Below are 18,381 nucleotides of genomic sequence, written 5' to 3' on the forward strand. Positions count from 1 at the left end.
CTTTGTTCCTATCCAGAGCAGAATACAAAACTGATTGTCTTGCACAGCGAACAATAAGCCGATGGAAAAATCCGAGATCGAAGGTTTGTGGAGCCACATCCACTGGCTCTCCGTGCTGGAGGAACAAGGCACTTACACGGCGGCGGCCATACGCCTGGGGGTCAGCAAATCCGCAGTCAGCCAGCGTATCTCGGACTTGGAGAAGGCCACCGGCACGCGCCTGGTGACCCGTACCACCCGCAGTGTGCGCCTGACCGATGCCGGCCAGTCGCTGACCCGCGAGGTACGCAGCGCCTATGAACACATTGCCCGCAGTTTTTCCTCGGTGCGCGACTCGGCCGGGGAAATACGGGGGCTGGTACGCTTGACCGCGCCCGTGGCTTTCGCCCGCCAGCACCTGGTGCCGCACTTGTCCGAATTCCTGCAGGTGTACCCTGCAGTGCGCGTGCAGCTGGACGTCTCCGACGCCCTCAGTTCGTTGGCGGCCGAAGGCTACGACCTGGCCGTGCGCCACGGCTTCCAGGTGCCGGAAACCCATGTGGCGTGGAAACTGTGCGATACCACGTCGCTGCTGGTGGCCACCCGCGGCTACCTGGACCGCCACGGCGAGCCCCGTGAGCCCGGCGACCTGACTACGCACAATTGCCTGTACTACCCACGCGGCAACGACCAGCCGGCCTGGACGTTCGAACGCCCCCGCCGGGGCCAGAAGGAGCCCGACCGTCAGACGGTGCCCATCGCGGGCAGCTTCGCCACCAACAACAGCGAAGCCTTGCGCGATTCGGCCTTGCACCACCTGGGCATCGCCCTGCTGCCCGACTTCAGCGCCCAGGCGGCGCTGGCCAGCGGGCACCTGGTGCGCGTGCTCAAGGACTGGACGCTGAAGGGGGTATTCGCCGATGAAATCTACCTGATTCGGCCGTACTCCCCCCATGTGCCCAAGGCCGTGACGGCCTTGGTCAACTACCTCAAGCAGCAACTGGGGCGGTCTTTTCAGGCCACTTGATAGCCCGCGGCCGCCATCACCCGCAGCAACTCCCGATGGCCCTTGCGGGCCATTTCCAACGGCGGGTTGAGGTGCGGGTCCTGCTCGGCTTCCACCACGAACCAGCCTTCATAGCCCTTGGCCGCCAGGGCCTTGACCAGCGTCTGGAAGTCGAGGCTGCCGTCACCGGGCACGGTGAAAGCGCCCCGGATCACCGAGTCGAGGAAGCTGTCGCGCGAACGGTCAAGGCCGTCCACCACCGCACGCCGGATGTCCTTGGTGTGCACATGGTTGATGCGGGCATGGTGGTTGTCGATGACCCGCAACAGGTCACCCCCGGCGTAGGCCATGTGGCCGGCGTCGAACAGCAGCGGCACCGACGAATGCTTCATGAACAGGTCCAGTTCCGTTTCGGTCTCTACTACCGCGCCCATGTGGTGGTGATAGCTCAGGGGCATGCCCTGGGCCGCGCACCAGTCAGCGAAGTCCGACACCTTGCGGCCATAGGCAGCCATTTCCGTTTCCGAGATCACCGGCTTGGAACGCAGCGGCGCCGAACGCACACCCTGGATCGAACGGGCGGTTTCGCCGTACACCAGGCACGGGGCCTGGGCGGCCACGAAGAACGCCAGTTGCTGGGAAATGCGGTCTTTCTCGGCCTCCAGGTCACCGTCGAGCAGCAACCCGGAGAACCAGCCACCACACACCGACATACCGTGCCGAGCCAGTACCGGGCCCAGTTCCTTCATGTCCATGGGGAAGCGGCGGCCGGTTTCCATGCCGGTGAACCCGGCGACCGAGGCCTGGCGCAGGCATTCGTCCAGGCTGACGTCGTCGGAGAGCTCCTCCAGGTCGTCGTTCCACCACGCGATGGGGGCAATACCCAGTCGTGCTTTCATCATCACACCCCCAACCGTTGCGCTTCGCGGATTTTTTCCTGCGCGGCACGGGCGGCCCGCACGCTTTCAAAGGTCGAGACCTCGGGCACCCCCACATCCCAGTCGGCGTCGCCCGGCACCCACTTCCAGGCATCGGAGACAATGGAGATCAGCGTCACCCCGTCATTGCCCTGGGCCCACTTCATGGCCTGCTCCAGTTCGGCCAGGTTGTTGGCGTGGCGGGCTTTCGCGCCCATGGCCTCGGCGTGCTTGACGAAATCCACGTGCAGCGGGGCGTGGCGGTTCTGCACACGGCAGTCGGTGAGCAGGTTGTTGAAACCGGGCACACCCTTGGCCTGTTGCAGCCGGTTGATGACGGCGTAGCCACCGTTGTCGCATACCACCACGATCATCTTGTGGCCGGTGAGCGCGGCGGAATAGATGTCGGAGTTCATCATCATGTAGGTGCCGTCACCGAGCATGACGATGGGTGTGCCGCCCGTGGCGCCTGGTCCTTCCTGGGCCATGGCACAGCCCCAGCCGGCGGCGATTTCGTAGCCCATGCACGAGAAGCCGAATTCGCAATCGAAGGTGTGCGGGCTCTTTACCCGCCAGCCCTTGGTTACCTCCCCCGGGGTACCGCCGGCGGCCGAAATCAGGGTATCGCCAGGGGCCGCGACCTTGTTCAACACGCCCACCACCTGGGCATAGGATGGCACGGGCGCATCGCTGACCTGCTGGTGATGGTCCAGCAAGGCGTTCCATTCCACGAACAGTGCCTTGGCCCGCTCCATCAGTGTGGCGTCGGCCTTGAAGCTGCCCAGGGCGGCGTCCAGTTCGGTTACGCTTTCCAGGGCATCGCCCACCACCGACAAGGCACGGTGCTTGATGGCATCGTGGCGCGCGGTATTGAGGGAAATGAACTGGGCGTCAGGGGCAAATGCCGTCCAGGAACCGGTGGTGAAATCCTGCAGGCGCGTGCCGATGGCCAGGATCACGTCGGCTTCCTTGGCCAGGCTGTTGGCCGAGGTAGAGCCGACAATGCCGATGGGGCCGGCATGCACCGGGTGGTCGTGGGTCAGCGCGCCCTTGCCGGCGATGGTTTCCACCACCGGAATGCCGCGCTCGGCAGCGAATTTCGCCAGTTGCTCTTCGGCCCCGGAATAGCGCACGCCGCCGCCGGAAATGATCAACGGCCGCTTGGCGCCCTTGAGCAGCGCCGCAGCGGCAGCGACGGCTTCACGGTCTGGGCGCGGGCGCGGGATCTTCCATACCTTGGGTTCAAAGAACACTTCGGGGTAGTCGAAGGCAACCTGCTGGGTGTCCTGGGCCAGGCCGATGAACACCGGGCCGCAATCGGCAGGGTCGAGCAAGGTGGCCACAGCCTGGGGCAGCGACTGCAGCAGTTGCTCGGGGTGAACGATACGGTCCCAGTAACGCACCACCGCCTTGAACGCATCGTTGGCGGTAATGGATGGGTCGGAAAAATGCTCCACCTGTTGCAGCACCGGGTCAGGCAAGCGGCTGGCGAAGGTGTCGCCGGCCAGCAACAGCACAGGCAAGCGGTTGGCCATGGCCACGCCGGCGGCGGTCACCATGTTCAAGGCACCGGGGCCGATGGAGGTCGCGGCCACCATGACCTGGCGGCGGCGCTTGGCCTTGGCGAAGCCGATGGCGGCCAATGCCATGGACTGCTCGTTCTGGCCGCGCCACGTGGGCAATACGTCCTGGACAGTCTCCAAGGCTTCGGAAAGGCAGGTCACGTTGCCGTGGCCAAAAATACCGAACACACCAGCAAACAGCGGAACACGCTGCCCGTCGATCTCGGTGAACTGATTGCAGAGGTAGCGTACCAGGGCCTGGGCCATGGTCATGCGCACAGTCTCGCGGGTCATTTCATTTCCTCCAGAAGCACTGCCATTGTTGTTTTAGGAATACATATTGACAATATGAGCATCTCGCAATGATTATTGCAAACGTATCTTCACGAGGGAATACCGCGGTTCGATTCTTTTCCATGACAGCCACGCCGCCACAGGAGTCCCCGCCCCGGGACGCACCACGAAACCAACGAAGCCGAATAAAACCATGTACGAACAATACGGACTTTTCATCAGTGGGCGCTGGACCTCCAGCTCCAGAACCGCCGACGTCATTTCCCCGGTGACCGAGCAGCCGCTGGGCCAGGTGCCCCTGGCCAGCCGCGAAGACACCTTGGCCGCCCTGGACGCTGCCCATAATGCGTTGCCCGCGCTGCGAGCCATGGGCGGCTACGCCCGTGCCGAGGCTCTGCACAAGGTAGCGGACGAAATGGTGCGGCGCAGCGACGAGGCGGCGCGCATGATCTGCGCGGAAACAGGCAAGCCCATCGCCCAGGCTGGCCGTGAGTGGGTACTGGCCTACGAACAGTTCCGCTGGTGCGCCGAGGAAGCGCGGCGCATTTATGGCCGCATCATCGACAGCCGCGTGCCGGGCGGGCGCTTTGAGGTCACCCGCGAAGCGGTGGGCGTCGTCGGCGCCTTTTCCGCCTGGAACTTCCCCGCTGCCCTGCCCGCGCGCAAGTTGGCGCCAGCGCTGGCCGCGGGGTGCGCGGTGGTCCTGCGCCCGTCCTCGCAAACCCCGGGGGTGGCCATGATCATGGTCGACTGCCTGCGCGCCGGGCAGTTGCCGGAAGGTGCGGTGAACCTGGTCACCGGTTCAACCGCCGACACCTACGCGCCCATCATGGCAGACCCCCGCGTGCGCAAGGTCTCGCTGACCGGCTCCACCCGCATCGGCCAGCAGATGATCCGCGACGCCGCCGCCACCGTGAAGAAAGTCTCCATGGAACTGGGTGGCAACGCGCCCCTGATCATTTACCCGGACGCCGACCTTGAGAACGCCCTGGACCTGACCGTGGCGACCAAGTTCGCCAACTGTGGCCAGGTGTGCGTCACCCCTGACCGTATTTTCGTGCACGACAGCCTTTATGACGCGTTCGTCGAAGGCTTTGTCAGCCGCACCCGCAAGATCAAACTGGGCGACGGCTTCGAGGCGGACACCGGCATGGGGCCGCTGATCAATGCAAGCCGCCTGGATGAGGTGCAGTCGGTGGTCGCGGCCGCCGTGCAGGCTGGCGCGAGAATCGCCTTGGGTGGCCAGCGCCCGGCCCACCTTGAACGTGGGTATTTCTTCGAACCCACGGTGCTGGTGGATGTGCGCGACGACATGCAGGTGTTCGCCGAGGAAAACTTCGGCCCCATTGCCGCCATTACCCGCTTTACCACCGAAGACGAGGTGCTGGCCCGCGCCAATGCTTCGACGATGGGCCTGTCGGCCTATGCCTTCACCCGCTCGCCGGACGTGGCGCGGCGGACCGTGGCCGCGCTGAAGGCAGGCATGGTGGGCATCAACAGTTTTGCCATGGCCGCCGCCGAAGCCCCCTTCGGCGGCACCCATTACTCCGGCATGGGCCGCGAAGGCGGCACCGAGGGCATCAACGACTACCTGGATACCAAGCTCGCTCAACTTGTGTTCTAAGAGAGGCCAACGATGAAAAAAAATAAATTGCGCCAGATCTGGGCTGAAGGACGTCCCGTGCTGCACGGCTGGCTGTCCATCCCTTGCAGTTTCAGCGCCGAGATCATGGCTGCCCAGGCATACGACGCCATTTCCATCGACATCCAGCATGGCGCCGTGGATTACAAGGACGTGCTGGGCATGTTCCAGGCCATGCGCGCGTCCGACGTGGTGATCATGGCGCGGGTGCCCTGGCTCGACCCCAGCTGGATCATGAAAGTGCTGGATGCCGGCGCCTACGGCATCATCTGCCCGATGATCAACACCCGCGCCCAGGCCGAGCAGTTCGTGCGCTACCTGCGCTACCCACCGTTGGGCGAGCGCAGCTTCGGCCCCACCCGCGCGGCCTACCCGGCGGGCGCCAACTATGCCGCCGAAGCCAATGACGAGATTCTCGGTTTCGCCATGATCGAGACCGCCGAAGCCATGGCCAACCTCGAGGAAATCGCCTCCACCCCGGGCCTTGACGGCATCTACGTAGGGCCCGCGGACCTGGCGTTTTCCCTGTCCCGTGGCGAGCTGACGCCGGCCTTCGACCGCGAGGAGCCGGAAGTCATCGAGGCCATCAAGACCATTCTTGCCGCGTGCCACCGCCATGGCAAAAAGGCCGCCCTGCATTGCGGCACGCCCGAATACGCGGCACGGGCCATCGAATGGGGGTTCGACATGACCACCGTGTCCGGTGACACCCGCCTGCTGGCCGCGGCCAGCGCCCAGTCGGTGGCCACCTGGCGCAACCTCACGGCCGGGGCCGTGGAACCGAAAGCCACCGCGCAGAACGTCAAGAAGGAGGCCTACTGATGGCTCGTCTACTGGTAGCAGGCAAGATGCACCCCTCGGGAGTGGCGTTGCTCAAGGCGTATGAAAGCCGGGGCGTGATCGTGGATTACGTCGAGGAAGTCTCCGAAGCGTCCTATGCGCCGCTGATCGCCGAAGCCGATGCCCTGGTCATTCGTACGCAGCCGTTGTCGGCGGCGACCATCGCCAAGGCCAGGAAGCTCAAGGTGGTGTCACGCCACGGGGTGGGCTACGACTCCGTGGACCTAGCAGCACTGAACGCGCGGGGTATTGGCCTGACGGTGGTGGGCGACGTGAACTCCATTTCGGTGGCCGAGCATGCCATGACCCAACTGCTGGCCTGTGCCAAGCGCGCCCTGCGTGCCGACCGTGCGGTACGGGAAATCGGCCAGTGGGGCTGGCGCAATCGCCTTGAGCCACAAGAGGTCTTCAACCGTCACCTGCTGATCATCGGCTATGGCCGTATCGGCCGGCACCTGGCCAAGATGGCCGCGGGTTTCAACATGCAGGTGCGCGCCTACGACCCTTACCTGGAGCGAACTGGCTGGCCGGAGGGCTCGGTGCGCCCGGTGTCGCTGGAAGAAGGCCTGGCCTGGGCCGATTTCATTTCCATTCATACCCCCCGGGGCGACCGCCCGACCCTGGGTGCCGAGGAGTTCGCGCGCATGAAACCTGGGGTGATCATCGCCAACACCGCCCGGGGCGGCGTGGTGTGCGAACGGGCCCTGGCCGAGGGCTTGGCCAGCGGGCATGTGGCGGGCGCAGGCCTGGACGTGTTCGACGAGGAGCCGCCCACCCGCATCAACCCGCTGTTCACCCATGACAACGCCGTTCTGTCACCGCACATCGCCGGGCTGACCGCCGAGTGCAGCGAGCGCATGGCGTTGTCCTCCATTGAAAATGCGATGAACTTCCTTGAGGGCACGGTGGATTCCAGCCTGGTGGTCAACCCCGAACACCTGGACCCGGCCACGGTGCCCCTGCCCGCCTGAGCCGCGCGACACCCCCTACGCCCGGCCCCGTGCCGGGCGTTTCAGTTGGCACGCGGGTGCCAGCGGTGGCTTGATATTCGGGCCGCAGGCTGTAAGGTAAAGGGTATTGTATACAACCGCTGGGCCGTCCTTTGCGAGCGGCCCCAAGATGAGGCAGTACATGCAAGCAGTTGATCCACCCAAGGATTACGAAGAGCTGATTCGCCTGATCCATGAGCGCCATGATCAGATGAGCAAGACTTACCAGCGTATCTCCGTGTACCTGACGCAAAACCCCAACGAGGTGGCGGTGCAATCGGTCAACAGCATTGCCGAGCGCTGCCAGATCCACGCGTCGAGCTTCGTGCGCTTCGCCCAGGCGCTGGGGTACAAGGGCTTCAAGGAGTTGCAGGTGTTGTTCCAGCGCCGCCTGGAAACCGCGGCGCCGGGTTTCGAAGCACGGCTGCGGGTGCTCAACAGCGAGCTGCAGAACCGCGAGGACACGTCCGAATACAGCTTTCTGCACGAACTGGTGCTACGCGACATCGCTTCATTGCAGGACATGCTGGAGCGCACCAGTACCGCGGACCTGTCCACGGCCGTGAACCTCATCGAAAAAGCCGATACGGTGTACCTGATAGGCCAGTTGCGGTCCTCGCCTGTGGTGGAGCTGTTGCGCTATGGCCTGACCATGCTCGGCAAGCGCTGCCTGCTGCTGGATGCCGGCGGCGGCCTGGCCACCCACATTGCCCGTACCATGCGGCCCGAGGATCTGCTGATCGCGGTGTCGTTCCGGTTCTATGCCACCGAAGTGGTGAATGTCGCCGAGGAAGCGAAGACCGCCGGGGTACCCATCGTGGCCATCTCCGACAGCACCCTGTCGCCTATCGCCAAGACCGCCTCGGTGCTCTTCGCCGTGCCTGAGCACGACTACACCTTCTCTCGCTCCCTGGCCGCGCCCATGTGCCTGGTGCAAGCCCTGACCGTGGCCGTGGCCTCGCGCCTCAAGCAGGCCGACCCACCCCGCATCCCCACCGTCACAGGCGCCTGACGTCCACGCGCACCGGGTTCCCGCGGGCTACCCCTGTGGGACCGGGCGCCAGCTCGGGAAGCGGACGCCGCGAACACGCCGGCAAACCGCGGCGCCTGCTTCCCGAGCTGCGCCCGGTGCCACAGAGGCCGCGGCGGGTTTCATCAGGTGCGGGTGCGCACGCCGCTGGAGCGGCGGCTGGCCAGGGTGGTGAGGACGGCGGCGACGATGATGACCGCGCCGGTGGAGGCCTGGACGTAGAAGGACGGCACCTGGGCCAGGGTGAGCAGGTTGTTGATGACGCCAATCAGCAGCACGCCGCTGACCACGCCGACGATGGTTCCGCGCCCACCCCCCAGGCTGACGCCACCGATCACCGCGGCGGCGAACGCCGAGAAGATGATGCCCTGGCCCTGGGTGGTGACCGCCGAGTCCAGGCGGCCGGTCATCATCACCCCCGCCAACCCGGCCAGCAGGGCCGCGAAGATGAACGCCGACCAGATCACCCGGTTGACGTTGATGCCCGCCGCCCGTGCCGCTTCTTCATTGCCACCGATGGCATACAACGCCCGGCCATACCGGTGGTATTTGAATACCAGCCCGACCAACACGGCGATGACCATGAACACCACCACCGACAACGGCAACCCGGCCACCTTTTGCGAACCCAGGAACGTCAAGGCCTTGCCCGGCGAGTAGATCGAGCGACCATTGGAAATGATCAGCACGCCACCGCGCAGCAACACCAGCAGGCCCAACGTCGAGATGAACGGGTTGAGCCCGACCTTGACCACCATGAAACCGTTGAACCAGCCAATCAGGCCTGCCATCCCCAGGGCCACGAACAGCCCTGCCCAACCGGGCAACTCAATACCGAAACCACCCGCCACTGCCGGCACCAGGGTGCACGCGGCGAACATCGGCGCAAACCCCACCACGCCCTCCAGCGACAGGTCCAGGCGTCCGATCAGCACCACGAACGTCAGGCCGATGGTGGTCAGGCCCAGCACGCTGATCTGCTCCAGGATGTTGACCAGGTTGGTGGCGGTGGCGAACCGCGGCGCCACGATCGAACCGATGATGACCAGCAACAGGATCACCGGGTACATCGTGTAGCCGTCGGCTACGAAAGAACTGCCGAACGCCGCCCAGCGCGACCGGCCTGGGGCATGTTTCGTCAGCTTCGCGGGGCTAATCATCTCAATGCTCATAGGACACCTTCCATCCGCAATACCAGGTCTCTGATTGTGTAGTCACCCACCAGCTCGTCCTTGACTTCACCGTCGAAGACGATGACCACACGGTTGGCCAACTGGGCAATTTCATCTTCTTCGTCGGACACCACGACCACGCCCAACCCCTTGCGGGCCAGGTCGCGCAGCAACCCATACAGCTGCTCCTTGGCCCCCACATCCACGCCACGGGTGGGGCTCAATGCCACCACCACATGGGGGTCCCGGCACAAGGCGCGGGCGAACACCACCTTTTGCTGGTTCCCGCCACTGAGCTGGCCCACGGGCTGTTCCAGGGACGAAGCCACCACATGGGTCTCCTGGGTCAGGCGGTCGACATAAGCCGCTTCGCTGCGCTTACTGATGAAGCCCAGGCCATTGGAAAGCATATCCAGCCCGCCAATGACCACGTTTTCACGCACCCCCAGCATGCCCACGTAGCCGCTGACATGGCGGTCGGTGGGCACCAGGCCGATCTTCGGCAAGGCGCCGCGGGGGCTGCACACCTGCCCCTTGAACGGCGCCTGCTGGCCCGCCAGGATCATCGCCAGGTCCTCCTTGCCGCCGCCCACGGGCCCGGCCAGGGCGACGATTTCGCCCGGGCGCACGGCGAAGTCGATGTCCTTCTCCGAACGGGCGTCGATGCGCACGCCTTGCACTTCGATCAGGTGCGCCTCGTTGCCGCGGGTGAAATCCTCGCGAAGGCTGCGCACGGTCTTCTTGCCCATCATCAGGTCGGCGATGGTGTCCACGTCGAGCCCGGCCACGGGCTCACGGGCCTTGACCACCTGGCCATCGCGCAGAATGGTGACGATGTCGGCGATCTCGAAAATCTCGTCCAGATGGTGGGAGATGTAGATGAACGACACGCCCTGGGCCTTGAGCGCCCGCACCTGTTCGAACAGCATTTTCTTCTCGGCATTGCTCAAGGCCGCCGTCGGCTCGTCGAGGATCATCACCGGCACGCCACGGCTCAAGGCCTTGATGATCTCCAGCAATTGCCGGGTGCCAGCCCCCAGCTCGGCCACCAGGGCATCGGCACGAATGTCGATGCCCCAGGTGGCCAGCAGCTCCTCGGCCAGGGCCAGGGTGCGGCGGCGGCTGACTACCCCGAACGGGCCGCGGACCTTGGGGTGTTCCAGAAACAGGTTTTCGGCCACGGTCAGCAGGTTGAACAACTGCGGCGTCTGCTGCACGTGGGCAATGGCCTCGCGCAGGCTGGCGGCGTAGTTCTGCGCATTGGCGGTCACCTGGGCATCGGCGATGCGCAGGGTGCCGGAGTCGGCTGGGGTGAAGCCGCTCATGGTCGACACTAGGGTGCTCTTGCCGGCGCCATTGCGGCCCAGCAGGGCATGCACTTCGCCGCGCATCACGGTGAAGTCCACGCCGCGCAGGGCGCGTGTCGAACCAAAGGTTTTGGCGATGTCACGCATTTCGACAATGGGCCGCAGGGCCTCGCTGATAATCGCGTTCATGGTTTCAACCCTATTTTTTCACCAGGTTGGCCCACAACAGGGGCGAGTCCACGTTCTGGGCCGTCACCAGCGTAGCCTTCAGCTGGTACTGCGGCCCCACGGGGGTATCGACCACCTGGCCGTCGTCCCGGGGCCCGATGTCCACCTTGCCGCCCTTGGACACCCACTCGATCAGGTCAGCGGTTTTCGACGCATAGGCGTTCAGCGGTTGCGAGATGGTGGCGTCCAGCGCGTGGCTGCGGATCAACTGCAAGCCTTGCGGGGTACCGTCCACGGCGATGCGGATGATCGCCCCCGGTGCGCCCACCGCCGCCCCCCTGCCGGCGGCGCCGACCTGGGCGTTGACGGCCGTGGCCATCAGTTCCGAAGCCATGAAGATGCCGTCCAGGGTGGGTACTTGGGTCAGTACGTTCTGCGTGGCGTCGGCGGCCTGGTCGGCGGTCCACTCGGTGGGCCGCTGGATCAGCTTCACGTCGGGCGCCTGACTGTGCAGGGTCTGGGAGAAGCCCTTGGAGCGGTCCAGGCCGTTGGGCGTTGTCAGCGCGCCCTGCAGCTCCAGCACGGTGCAGCGCTTCTCGGCCCAGCAAGCGCCTTGCTTGAGCCGGCTGACCATTTCCGTGGCGGCCTGGGCCCCCGCGTCGACGTTATCGGCCCGAATCGAGGCCGTGACCTTGCCGCCCGAGGGTACATCGTCGATGGAGAACACCAGCACATGGGCGTCGTTGGCTTGCTTGATCACCGGCACGATGCCCGCGGCGTCGATGGGCGCGAAGACAATCGCAGTGGCACCGTTGGCAATCAGGTTCTGCAGGGCGTCGACCTGGGCGGCCACGTCGCCGTTCGGGTCGGGGGCGCCCAACAGGGTGAAACCCTTGGCCTGGAAGGCCTTTTTCGAAAGATCCAGCATCAAGGTCTGGAAGTCGTCCTTGAGGAACTTGGGCGTGAAGCCCACCCGCACCTCGGGGCCGTCCTGGGCCTGGGCGGCCCCTGCTCCGAGGGCCAGCACCATGAGGCTGGCGGCAACAGTACGCAGTGCGCCGATGTGCGGCCACTGTTTGCGCATGATCAATTTCATTTTTCCTACTCTTTTATTGTTATTGGAAGCGGCTGCCGTGCAGGCGGGGTCCGCTGCACAGGCAGTGTTCTCTTTCGGATAAAAATCTATCGACTGGCCTTGTGGGGCCCGGCACGGCTTTGCGCCATGCCGGCTGACGTCACTGTCAGTCTGAAATTTCCGAGACGCGGACCAGGCGGCGTTCACGCAAGGACAGGTACGCCGCCTCGGCCAGGATCAGCGCCTGACGGCCGTCCTCGAAACTGGCGAGCGGAGCCGCGCCCTTTTCCACGCAATCGACGAAACCGTCGATCTCGGCCATGAACGCCTCGTGGTAACGCTCCAGGAAGAAGAACTGATAAGGCTGGCCGGTCTCCACGCTGTTGCTGGTGAAACGGCGCAGTTCATGGGGTTTGCGGTTGTCGGAAATCAGCATGCCCTGATTGCCCAGCAGCTCCACGCGCTGGTCATAGCCATACACCGCGGCGCGGGAGTTGTTGATGATGCATTGCTTGCCCGAGTCGGTGCGCAAGATGAACATGGCGCTGTCCACCTCGTTCAACTCGGCGCCCAGGGCGGGGTCGACCAGGGCGTTGGCCACGGCGAAGACTTCGGTGGGTTCCTCACCGAGCATGAAGCGCGCCAGGTCGAAGTCGTGGATGGTCATGTCACGGAACAGGCCACCGGCCGCTTCCAGGTAGGCACGGGGCGGCAGCCCAGGGTCGCGGGAGGTGATGATTACCTGGTGCAAGTCACCGATCTCACCGTTGAGCACGGCGGCACGAGCGGCGCTGTGGCCTGGGTCATAGCGGCGGTTGAAACCGATCTGGATCGGCAGCCGGGTGTTGCCGATCTTCGCCGCGCAGGCGTTGACCCGGGCCAGGCTGAGGTCGATGGGTTTTTCGCACAGCACCGCCTTGCCCGCGGCGATGGCCTGCTCGATGTAGTCCGCGTGGGTAGGGGTGGCGGTGGCGATCAGCACCGCGTCCACCTCAGGCGAAGCGAAGATTTCCTCTGCCGAGGCGGCGGCGGGAACGCCTTGGGCCAGGGCGACTTTTTCCGCCGAAGGCCGGTGCACATCATAAACCGATACCAACTGGGCACGCGGGTGTTTGGCGACGTTGTCGGCGTGCATCTGACCGATACGACCACAACCCAAGACGGCAATGCGAAGCATAGGTTTTCTCCCTGGCGCGGCGCATTTCTGCGCCTGTTTTTTGTTGTTGAGTGGATCGAAATATGTTGCATCGCCAGGCCGATGTCAATATAAATTCCATACCAACAACAAACGCAATTTTCATTGCAGAAAGAGGAAGGGAAGATGAAGCGATTCGAGGGCAAGGTCGTCGTCGTGACCGGCGGTACCCAAGGCCTGGGGGCCGCGGTGGCCACCCACTTGGCCGCCGAGGGCGCCGCGGGCATCGTCACCTGCGGGCGCAGCAGCGGCAAAGGTGAGGCCGTGGCGCGACGCATTGCCGAACAGACCGGCTGCGCGGTGCATTTCGTCCAGGCCGACCTGACCAAAGTGGCCGACTGCCGGCAAGTGATCGAAGCCGCCGACGAAATCTTTGGCCGTGTCGATGTGCTGGTCAACGCCGCCGGGCTTACCGAGCGCGGCAATATCCTGACCACTGACGAAGACCTGTTCGACCGCATGTTCGCGGTCAACACCCGCGCGCCATTCTTCCTCATGCAGGAAGTGATCAAGCGCATGATCAGAGACGATATCGAAGGCACGATCATTAACATCGGCTCCATCGTCGAGCACGCCGGCCAACCCTTCAACGCGTCCTATTGCGGCTCGAAGGCGGCCCTGGCCACCCTCACCCGCAACACCGCGTTCGCCGCCATGCGCAACCGCATCCGGGTCAACCAGTTGAACATCGGCTGGATGGCTTCCGACGGTGAAGACCGTATCCAGCGCGAATTCCACGGCGCCGACGACAACTGGCTGGAAACCGTTGCCGCGCAGCAACCGTTCGGCCGCCTGCTGGCACCGGCCGAAGTGGCCAAGGCCGTGGCGTTCCTGGGCTGCGATGACTCGGGAATGATGACCGGCTCGGTGATCAACTTCGATCAGTCGGTGTGGGGCGGTTACCAGTACGGCCCGCCCACCCCGGAAGCCAAGCTGGCCCTCTGAGCCACGGCCGGTGGTTCGGTACCCCTCACCGGTGATGGGTACCGATGGCCTTCACCGCGCAGCACGCCGCCTGTGAGCAGGCGTGGGATCGCAGCAATGAACGGACTATAAATCGAACAAGGAACCGGTCATGTCCTCATCCAGTGAAACCCTCGGCACCCGCACGTCCGCCCGAATTCTCGGCACCAAGCAACTGGCCTTCATTCTCATCACCAGCCTGTTCTTCATGTGGGGCTTGTCCCACGGGCTGCTGGACGTGCTGAACAAGCACTTCCAGGACTCGCTGAACATTTCCCACACCCAGTCGGCACTGATCCAGACCTCCTATTTCGGCGCCTACTTCTTCGTCGCCTTCCCGGTCGGCGTGCTGATCGAACGCTTCAGTTACCGCGCTGCCATTCTGGTGGGCCTGGGCCTGTTCGCCGCCGGCGCGCTCCTGTTCCTGCCGGCCTCGTGGGCCGGTAGCCTGACGCCGTTCCTGGTGGCCCTGTTCGTGCTGGCCAGCGGCCTGGCCTGCCTGGAGACGGCTGCCAACCTCTACGCGGCGACGCTGGGCGATCCGGCGCGGGCTGAACAGCGCTTGACGCTGGCGCAGTCCTTCAATGGCCTGGGGGCATTCGTGGGCCCGATCATCGGTGGTTCGGTGTTCTTCCTGCCCTCCTTCAAGCTGGCAGGTTTCAACGTTGAACCGGTCTCGTTGACCTACGTGGCCCTGGCGGCAGTGGTGGTGTTGATGATGCTGGTGTTCGCTGCCTGTGACTTGCCAGAAGGCCAGGTCGAGTTGGCCAAGGCCAGCCACGCCGCTGAACCGCCTATCGCGTTGTGGCGCACGCGCAGTTTCACCGGGGCGCTGGTGGCGCAGTTTTTCTTCGTGGGCAACTACGTAGGCATCGGCGCGTTCTTCATCAATTTCGCCATCGACCACTGGCAGGGCATGACCCCGCGCGATGCCGCCTACCTGCTGTCGGGTGGCATGCTGGCCTACATGGTGGGGCGCTTCGCCGGCATTGTGATCCTACGCTACATCGCCGCACGCAATCTGTTGATCCTCAACAGCGTGGCGGCCGCAGTCCTGTGCGCGGTGGCCATCCTGGGCGTGCCCAAGGTGTCGCCCCTGTGCGTGGCCGCCATCTACCTGTTCATGTCCACGCTGTACCCCACCCTCTTCGCCATGGGCACTCGTGGCCTGGGGGCACGCACCAAGCGCGCCGGCTCCATCCTGGTGATGACCCTGGTGGGCGGCGCCCTGCTGCCGCTGGTGATGGGCGTGCTGGGTGATCGCTTCGGCACCCAGTGGGCGTTCGTGGTGCCCTTGCTGGGGTTCGCGGTGATCGGGCTGTACGGCCTAAGCCAACAGCCGATCACTGTGCGAAACGCGTAAGGCCGTTCAATGCAGCGCTACGTCACGGACAATGGCCTCGACCAGGGTGTGTACGCTGCCTTTGGCATACGGCGAGCTCATGGCTTCGTAGGTGATGCGCTCGTAGGCACTGGCGTCGGGCATGTACTTGGCGGCGCCATTGACCATGGTCGCCACCAGGGTGCCGCGCAGTGCCGAACGCTGTTTGATTTGCACACCGGTCTGGCTCGACAGTTCAGCCTGCACGCCCACAACACCGATATCGCCCAGGCGCACGATCCAGTAAGGCACCGCCACCGGCCCGCTGGCCTGGAACCGGTAGTCGCGGCTGGGTTTCTTCGGCGAAGCCTGGGGCGATGACGCCTGAGCCGTGACGGTCACGCTGCCCTGGGTCACGCTCAATGTTTCGCTGGTTGCTGCCGCGGTGTGGATACCCTCGGCCACGCGTACCACTTCACCGCCCAGGCGCTCCCCAAGCAGGCGCAACAATGGGGCACCGTTCTGGTGGCCACCGAGCGCCGTCATGCGGGGTGCCTGGTCAGCCGCCGCCCCCACCAGCCATAGCGCCACGGGCTTGTTACCGTACTGGCGTTCGACATGTCCCATTGCCGCGCCCGCCAGGTCGGCGCTGATCTGAGGGCCACCGGTGGGCACTGCCGAGGCTTCCATCACCGACGATTGCACGGCGTAATTGACCACCAACGCAATAGGCTGGTGGTCCGGGCCATCCAGCCTGACCACACCCACGGCCTTGTCGGAAGGGCCGTCTTCGTTGGCCCCCAGCCACCAGCCATTGGCGGTGGGCACATCACGGTTGACGTTGACGTCGCTGACGCCGCTGGCGAAGCCCAGCGTGGCCGGCTGCAGGCTATGCGCCGCCTGGGCGCTGGCCTGGGCAACCGCCTGCTCGATCGCCTGGACGAGGCGCGACTTGCGCGCCTGTTCCGCGGCAGTGGCCCCCGGCCCCTGCACGTGCGGCGTGGAAAAGGTGTGGCTGGCCGAGACCACGACATCCGCGGCCTTGGCCTGGGTAGCCTGCTGGACAATGGCCTGCACCCGGGCGATCAGGTCCTGGGACAGGGATGTCAGGTCGATGGTCACCAGGGCGATGCGCCGTACGTCATTGCCCAGCAGGATGACCCGGGCATACAGCGGGTCATGGACGCCGACGAAACCATCCACCGGCAAGTCGGCGGCACCGATGGCGATCGGCGCCTTGCCGGCCCCGGCGCTCAACCCCGCCGCACTGGTGTGCAGCGCCGCCAGCAGCAAGCCCAGCAGCCACCACGGGCACCGACGCGCGTGCCTCATGGCGTAGCCGCCTGGCGTGCTGTGCAAGCGAAACTGCCAGCATCGTTCATGGCGCCTTTGCCATCGTACTGCGCCACCTGGGGGTAGGCGCAGAGCGGCCGGGTGCGCACGACCTGACCCTCCTCCACGCGTGAAGCGATAATGCGCTGCGGTGCCATGCCCTTGTCCACCCAGGTGTCGAGCGTACCCAGCTTGTCGAAGGTGTCGCAGCCTTGCCCGCCGAAACAGTGGCCCATGCCTGGTACCGTGAACAAGCGCGCCGAGGCATGCGCAGGGTCACCGGCCTTGCGCATCAAGGCCTGGTAGTAGCCGATCAGTTCCTCGGGGTTGTGGAAGTCGTTCCAGCCCACGTACATCAGCAGCTTGCCGCCACGGGCGAAAAACGGCTTCAGGTCGGTGTCCACATGCATCAGCGGACCCAGCTTGGCCGCGGCGGCATTGACGGTCGTGTCCCAGTCCAGGCTGGTCCAGTCCCAGGTCGGGTCCTGGAAGGCAGCGTACTGGAAGAGGTCCAACGCTACCGGGAAAGGCTTGCCGTCGGCGAATTCGCCCAACTGGCTTTCACTGCCCTTGGCCGGCCCTGGGAAGATCACCTCGTGAGTGCGGGGGTTGATGGGCCCGGCGTAGATCTGCTGCATCAGGCGCACCTGGCCTGCGGTCAGGCAATCGGCGGTCTCGGCGCCCTTGCACAACAGCTGCGCGGGGGTGAACCCGCAGCGCTCGGGTTCCTCGATAAAGCCCTGCTCGAGGCCTACCGGGGTGGCGCACGCCTTGAGCGCTGCCTGGGCGACGGTATCGAATTTAGCCTGGGTCATGTGCAGGCTGGGGTCGCGGCTGATCAACCAACTGGTCCACAACTGCGCGGCGTTGAACTTGACGATGGGGTTGGACGGGGCGCCGGCGACGATACCGTCGTAATCCTCAGGGAAGCGTTTGGCTTCGATCAGGCCCTCGAGGCCGCCCGGCGAGCACCCCACCCAATAGGAGCGCGACGGTTGGCGCCCGTAGTAGGCCTGGATCAGCGCCTTGGCATCGACCGTCATCAGGTGGTCGGCGCGCCAGGCATAGTCAACCAGCTTTTGCGGGTGGCCGTAGGCGAAACGCCCGCCCTTGCCCGCCTCGGTGGTGCCATCGTGACCGGTGTCGTTGGCGGCCACGGCGTAGCCCTGTTCCAGGCCACTGAGCATGCCCGGGTACATCAATGCACCGCCCCAGCCAAAGCTGCCGACGCCGAGGAACTTGCCGTTCCAGCCGGTGACCGGTAACCACACCTCGACGTTGATCGCCGAGTCGCTGCTGGGCTTGAGGGTAGCGGCAATTCGGCAAAACGCGGGATTGGGACCATTGGCCAGGCGGCCGGCCGGGTTCATGCCGGGCACGGCACCCAGGCGCGACAGCGGGTTCTGGGGCATCACGTAGCGCCCGGCGGCCACCACCTGGGCGCTGGTGATGGTCGCATCCGGCAGTGCCTGGCTGGCCAAGGCCTGGCAGGCGTCATCGGCCTGGGCGCCGGCCGCCATGGCCAAGGCCAGCAGGCCGGCGGCCAGGGTGGTACCGCGAATCGTCGGAATCATGGGGCTACCTTTCTG

Annotated in this window: 15 protein-coding genes; 7 read left to right on the plus strand and 8 right to left on the minus strand. The window is 65.0% G+C overall.

All coding sequences use genetic code 11. The features are described 5' to 3' along the window. Positions 1-61: 61 nt before the first annotated feature. Entirely contained in the window at positions 62-1,006 is a 945-nt protein-coding gene (locus tag HWQ56_RS18820) for a LysR family transcriptional regulator (protein ID WP_158154313.1), read from the plus strand. On the opposite strand, the gene iolE is transcribed toward HWQ56_RS18820, so the two are convergent. Both iolE and iolD read right to left on the minus strand, forming a co-directional pair. Further along, positions 994-1,887: a myo-inosose-2 dehydratase gene (gene iolE, locus HWQ56_RS18825; RefSeq protein ID WP_199267077.1), complete on the minus strand. Its 894-nt coding sequence runs from the start codon at positions 1,885-1,887 to the stop codon at positions 994-996. The genes HWQ56_RS18820 and iolE overlap by 13 nt on opposite strands. Beyond that, positions 1,887-3,758, minus strand: a complete 1,872-nt coding sequence (iolD, locus tag HWQ56_RS18830) for a 3D-(3,5/4)-trihydroxycyclohexane-1,2-dione acylhydrolase (decyclizing) (protein WP_176571463.1) — start codon at positions 3,756-3,758, stop codon at positions 1,887-1,889. The genes iolE and iolD overlap by 1 nt, the downstream gene beginning before the upstream one ends. A gap of 193 nt (positions 3,759-3,951) precedes the next feature. Here iolD and HWQ56_RS18835 point away from each other — a divergent pair, with 193 nt between their 5' ends. The 4 genes from HWQ56_RS18835 (at position 3,952) to HWQ56_RS18850 (ending at position 8,241) form a co-directional block, all read left to right on the plus strand. After that, on the plus strand, positions 3,952-5,382 hold the full coding sequence (locus tag HWQ56_RS18835) for an NAD-dependent succinate-semialdehyde dehydrogenase (protein ID WP_176571464.1): 1,431 nt from the start codon (positions 3,952-3,954) through the stop codon (positions 5,380-5,382). A 12-nt stretch (positions 5,383-5,394) separates the two neighbouring features. After that, positions 5,395-6,222, plus strand: coding sequence for an HpcH/HpaI aldolase family protein (locus tag HWQ56_RS18840; protein WP_158154316.1), 828 nt, complete (start codon positions 5,395-5,397; stop codon positions 6,220-6,222). Continuing rightward, positions 6,222-7,211: a hydroxyacid dehydrogenase gene (locus HWQ56_RS18845; RefSeq protein ID WP_158154317.1), complete on the plus strand. Its 990-nt coding sequence runs from the start codon at positions 6,222-6,224 to the stop codon at positions 7,209-7,211. The genes HWQ56_RS18840 and HWQ56_RS18845 overlap by 1 nt, the downstream gene beginning before the upstream one ends. 160 nt (positions 7,212-7,371) lie before the next feature. Beyond that, positions 7,372-8,241, plus strand: coding sequence for a MurR/RpiR family transcriptional regulator (locus tag HWQ56_RS18850; protein WP_199267078.1), 870 nt, complete (start codon positions 7,372-7,374; stop codon positions 8,239-8,241). Between the two features lie 143 nt (positions 8,242-8,384). Here HWQ56_RS18850 and HWQ56_RS18855 read toward each other — a convergent pair whose 3' ends face one another. The 4 genes from HWQ56_RS18855 to iolG all read right to left on the minus strand — a co-directional run bounded on the left by HWQ56_RS18855 (position 8,385) and on the right by iolG (position 13,158). Beyond that, positions 8,385-9,431: an ABC transporter permease gene (locus HWQ56_RS18855; RefSeq protein WP_176571465.1), complete on the minus strand. Its 1,047-nt coding sequence runs from the start codon at positions 9,429-9,431 to the stop codon at positions 8,385-8,387. Further along, a complete protein-coding gene (locus HWQ56_RS18860; RefSeq protein ID WP_176571466.1) occupies positions 9,428-10,927 on the minus strand; it encodes a sugar ABC transporter ATP-binding protein in 1,500 nt (499 codons plus the stop codon). Before HWQ56_RS18860 ends, HWQ56_RS18855 begins: the two co-directional genes overlap by 4 nt. A 10-nt stretch (positions 10,928-10,937) precedes the next feature. Beyond that, positions 10,938-12,002 (minus strand): sugar ABC transporter substrate-binding protein, encoded by a 1,065-nt coding sequence (locus HWQ56_RS18865; RefSeq protein WP_158154321.1) that lies wholly within the window; start codon positions 12,000-12,002, stop codon positions 10,938-10,940. A 145-nt stretch (positions 12,003-12,147) separates the two neighbouring features. Then, positions 12,148-13,158 carry an inositol 2-dehydrogenase gene (iolG, locus tag HWQ56_RS18870; protein ID WP_158154322.1) on the minus strand — a complete coding sequence of 337 codons (1,011 nt, stop codon included), beginning with the start codon at positions 13,156-13,158 and terminating at the stop codon, positions 12,148-12,150. Between the two features lie 144 nt (positions 13,159-13,302). Here iolG and HWQ56_RS18875 point away from each other — a divergent pair, with 144 nt between their 5' ends. Further along, complete coding sequence (locus tag HWQ56_RS18875) at positions 13,303-14,121, plus strand: SDR family oxidoreductase (protein ID WP_176571467.1); 819 nt, start codon at positions 13,303-13,305, stop codon at positions 14,119-14,121. A gap of 130 nt (positions 14,122-14,251) precedes the next feature. Continuing rightward, positions 14,252-15,502, plus strand: a complete 1,251-nt coding sequence (locus HWQ56_RS18880) for a sugar MFS transporter (protein ID WP_176571468.1) — start codon at positions 14,252-14,254, stop codon at positions 15,500-15,502. A 6-nt stretch (positions 15,503-15,508) separates the two neighbouring features. Here HWQ56_RS18880 and HWQ56_RS18885 read toward each other — a convergent pair whose 3' ends face one another. Together HWQ56_RS18885 and HWQ56_RS18890 are read right to left on the minus strand one after the other, a co-directional pair. Further along, positions 15,509-16,792, minus strand: a complete 1,284-nt coding sequence (locus HWQ56_RS18885) for a hypothetical protein (protein WP_176571469.1) — start codon at positions 16,790-16,792, stop codon at positions 15,509-15,511. Beyond that, positions 16,789-18,366: a tannase/feruloyl esterase family alpha/beta hydrolase gene (locus tag HWQ56_RS18890; protein WP_176571470.1), complete on the minus strand. Its 1,578-nt coding sequence runs from the start codon at positions 18,364-18,366 to the stop codon at positions 16,789-16,791. The genes HWQ56_RS18885 and HWQ56_RS18890 overlap by 4 nt, the downstream gene beginning before the upstream one ends. Between the last annotated feature and the right edge of the window lie 15 nt (positions 18,367-18,381).

It is taken from the genome of Pseudomonas eucalypticola, from assembly GCF_013374995.1.
Taxonomy (GTDB): domain Bacteria; phylum Pseudomonadota; class Gammaproteobacteria; order Pseudomonadales; family Pseudomonadaceae; genus Aquipseudomonas; species Aquipseudomonas eucalypticola.

Excerpts from the sequence above, each read along its gene's own strand:
- HWQ56_RS18820 (WP_158154313.1), top strand. The coding sequence starts at position 62 with ATGGAAAAATCCGAGATCGAAGGTTTGTGGAGCCACATCCACTGGCTC.
- iolE (WP_199267077.1), bottom strand. The coding sequence starts at position 1,887 with ATGATGAAAGCACGACTGGGTATTGCCCCCATCGCGTGGTGGAACGAC.
- HWQ56_RS18875 (WP_176571467.1), top strand. The coding sequence starts at position 13,303 with ATGAAGCGATTCGAGGGCAAGGTCGTCGTCGTGACCGGCGGTACCCAA.
- HWQ56_RS18840 (WP_158154316.1), top strand. The coding sequence starts at position 5,395 with ATGAAAAAAAATAAATTGCGCCAGATCTGGGCTGAAGGACGTCCCGTG.
- HWQ56_RS18845 (WP_158154317.1), top strand. The coding sequence starts at position 6,222 with ATGGCTCGTCTACTGGTAGCAGGCAAGATGCACCCCTCGGGAGTGGCG.
- HWQ56_RS18850 (WP_199267078.1), top strand. The coding sequence starts at position 7,372 with ATGCAAGCAGTTGATCCACCCAAGGATTACGAAGAGCTGATTCGCCTG.
- HWQ56_RS18865 (WP_158154321.1), bottom strand. The coding sequence starts at position 12,002 with ATGAAATTGATCATGCGCAAACAGTGGCCGCACATCGGCGCACTGCGT.
- HWQ56_RS18860 (WP_176571466.1), bottom strand. The coding sequence starts at position 10,927 with ATGAACGCGATTATCAGCGAGGCCCTGCGGCCCATTGTCGAAATGCGT.
- HWQ56_RS18890 (WP_176571470.1), bottom strand. The coding sequence starts at position 18,366 with ATGATTCCGACGATTCGCGGTACCACCCTGGCCGCCGGCCTGCTGGCC.
- iolD (WP_176571463.1), bottom strand. The coding sequence starts at position 3,758 with ATGACCCGCGAGACTGTGCGCATGACCATGGCCCAGGCCCTGGTACGC.
- HWQ56_RS18835 (WP_176571464.1), top strand. The coding sequence starts at position 3,952 with ATGTACGAACAATACGGACTTTTCATCAGTGGGCGCTGGACCTCCAGC.
- iolG (WP_158154322.1), bottom strand. The coding sequence starts at position 13,158 with ATGCTTCGCATTGCCGTCTTGGGTTGTGGTCGTATCGGTCAGATGCAC.
- HWQ56_RS18855 (WP_176571465.1), bottom strand. The coding sequence starts at position 9,431 with ATGAGCATTGAGATGATTAGCCCCGCGAAGCTGACGAAACATGCCCCA.
- HWQ56_RS18880 (WP_176571468.1), top strand. The coding sequence starts at position 14,252 with ATGTCCTCATCCAGTGAAACCCTCGGCACCCGCACGTCCGCCCGAATT.
- HWQ56_RS18885 (WP_176571469.1), bottom strand. The coding sequence starts at position 16,792 with ATGAGGCACGCGCGTCGGTGCCCGTGGTGGCTGCTGGGCTTGCTGCTG.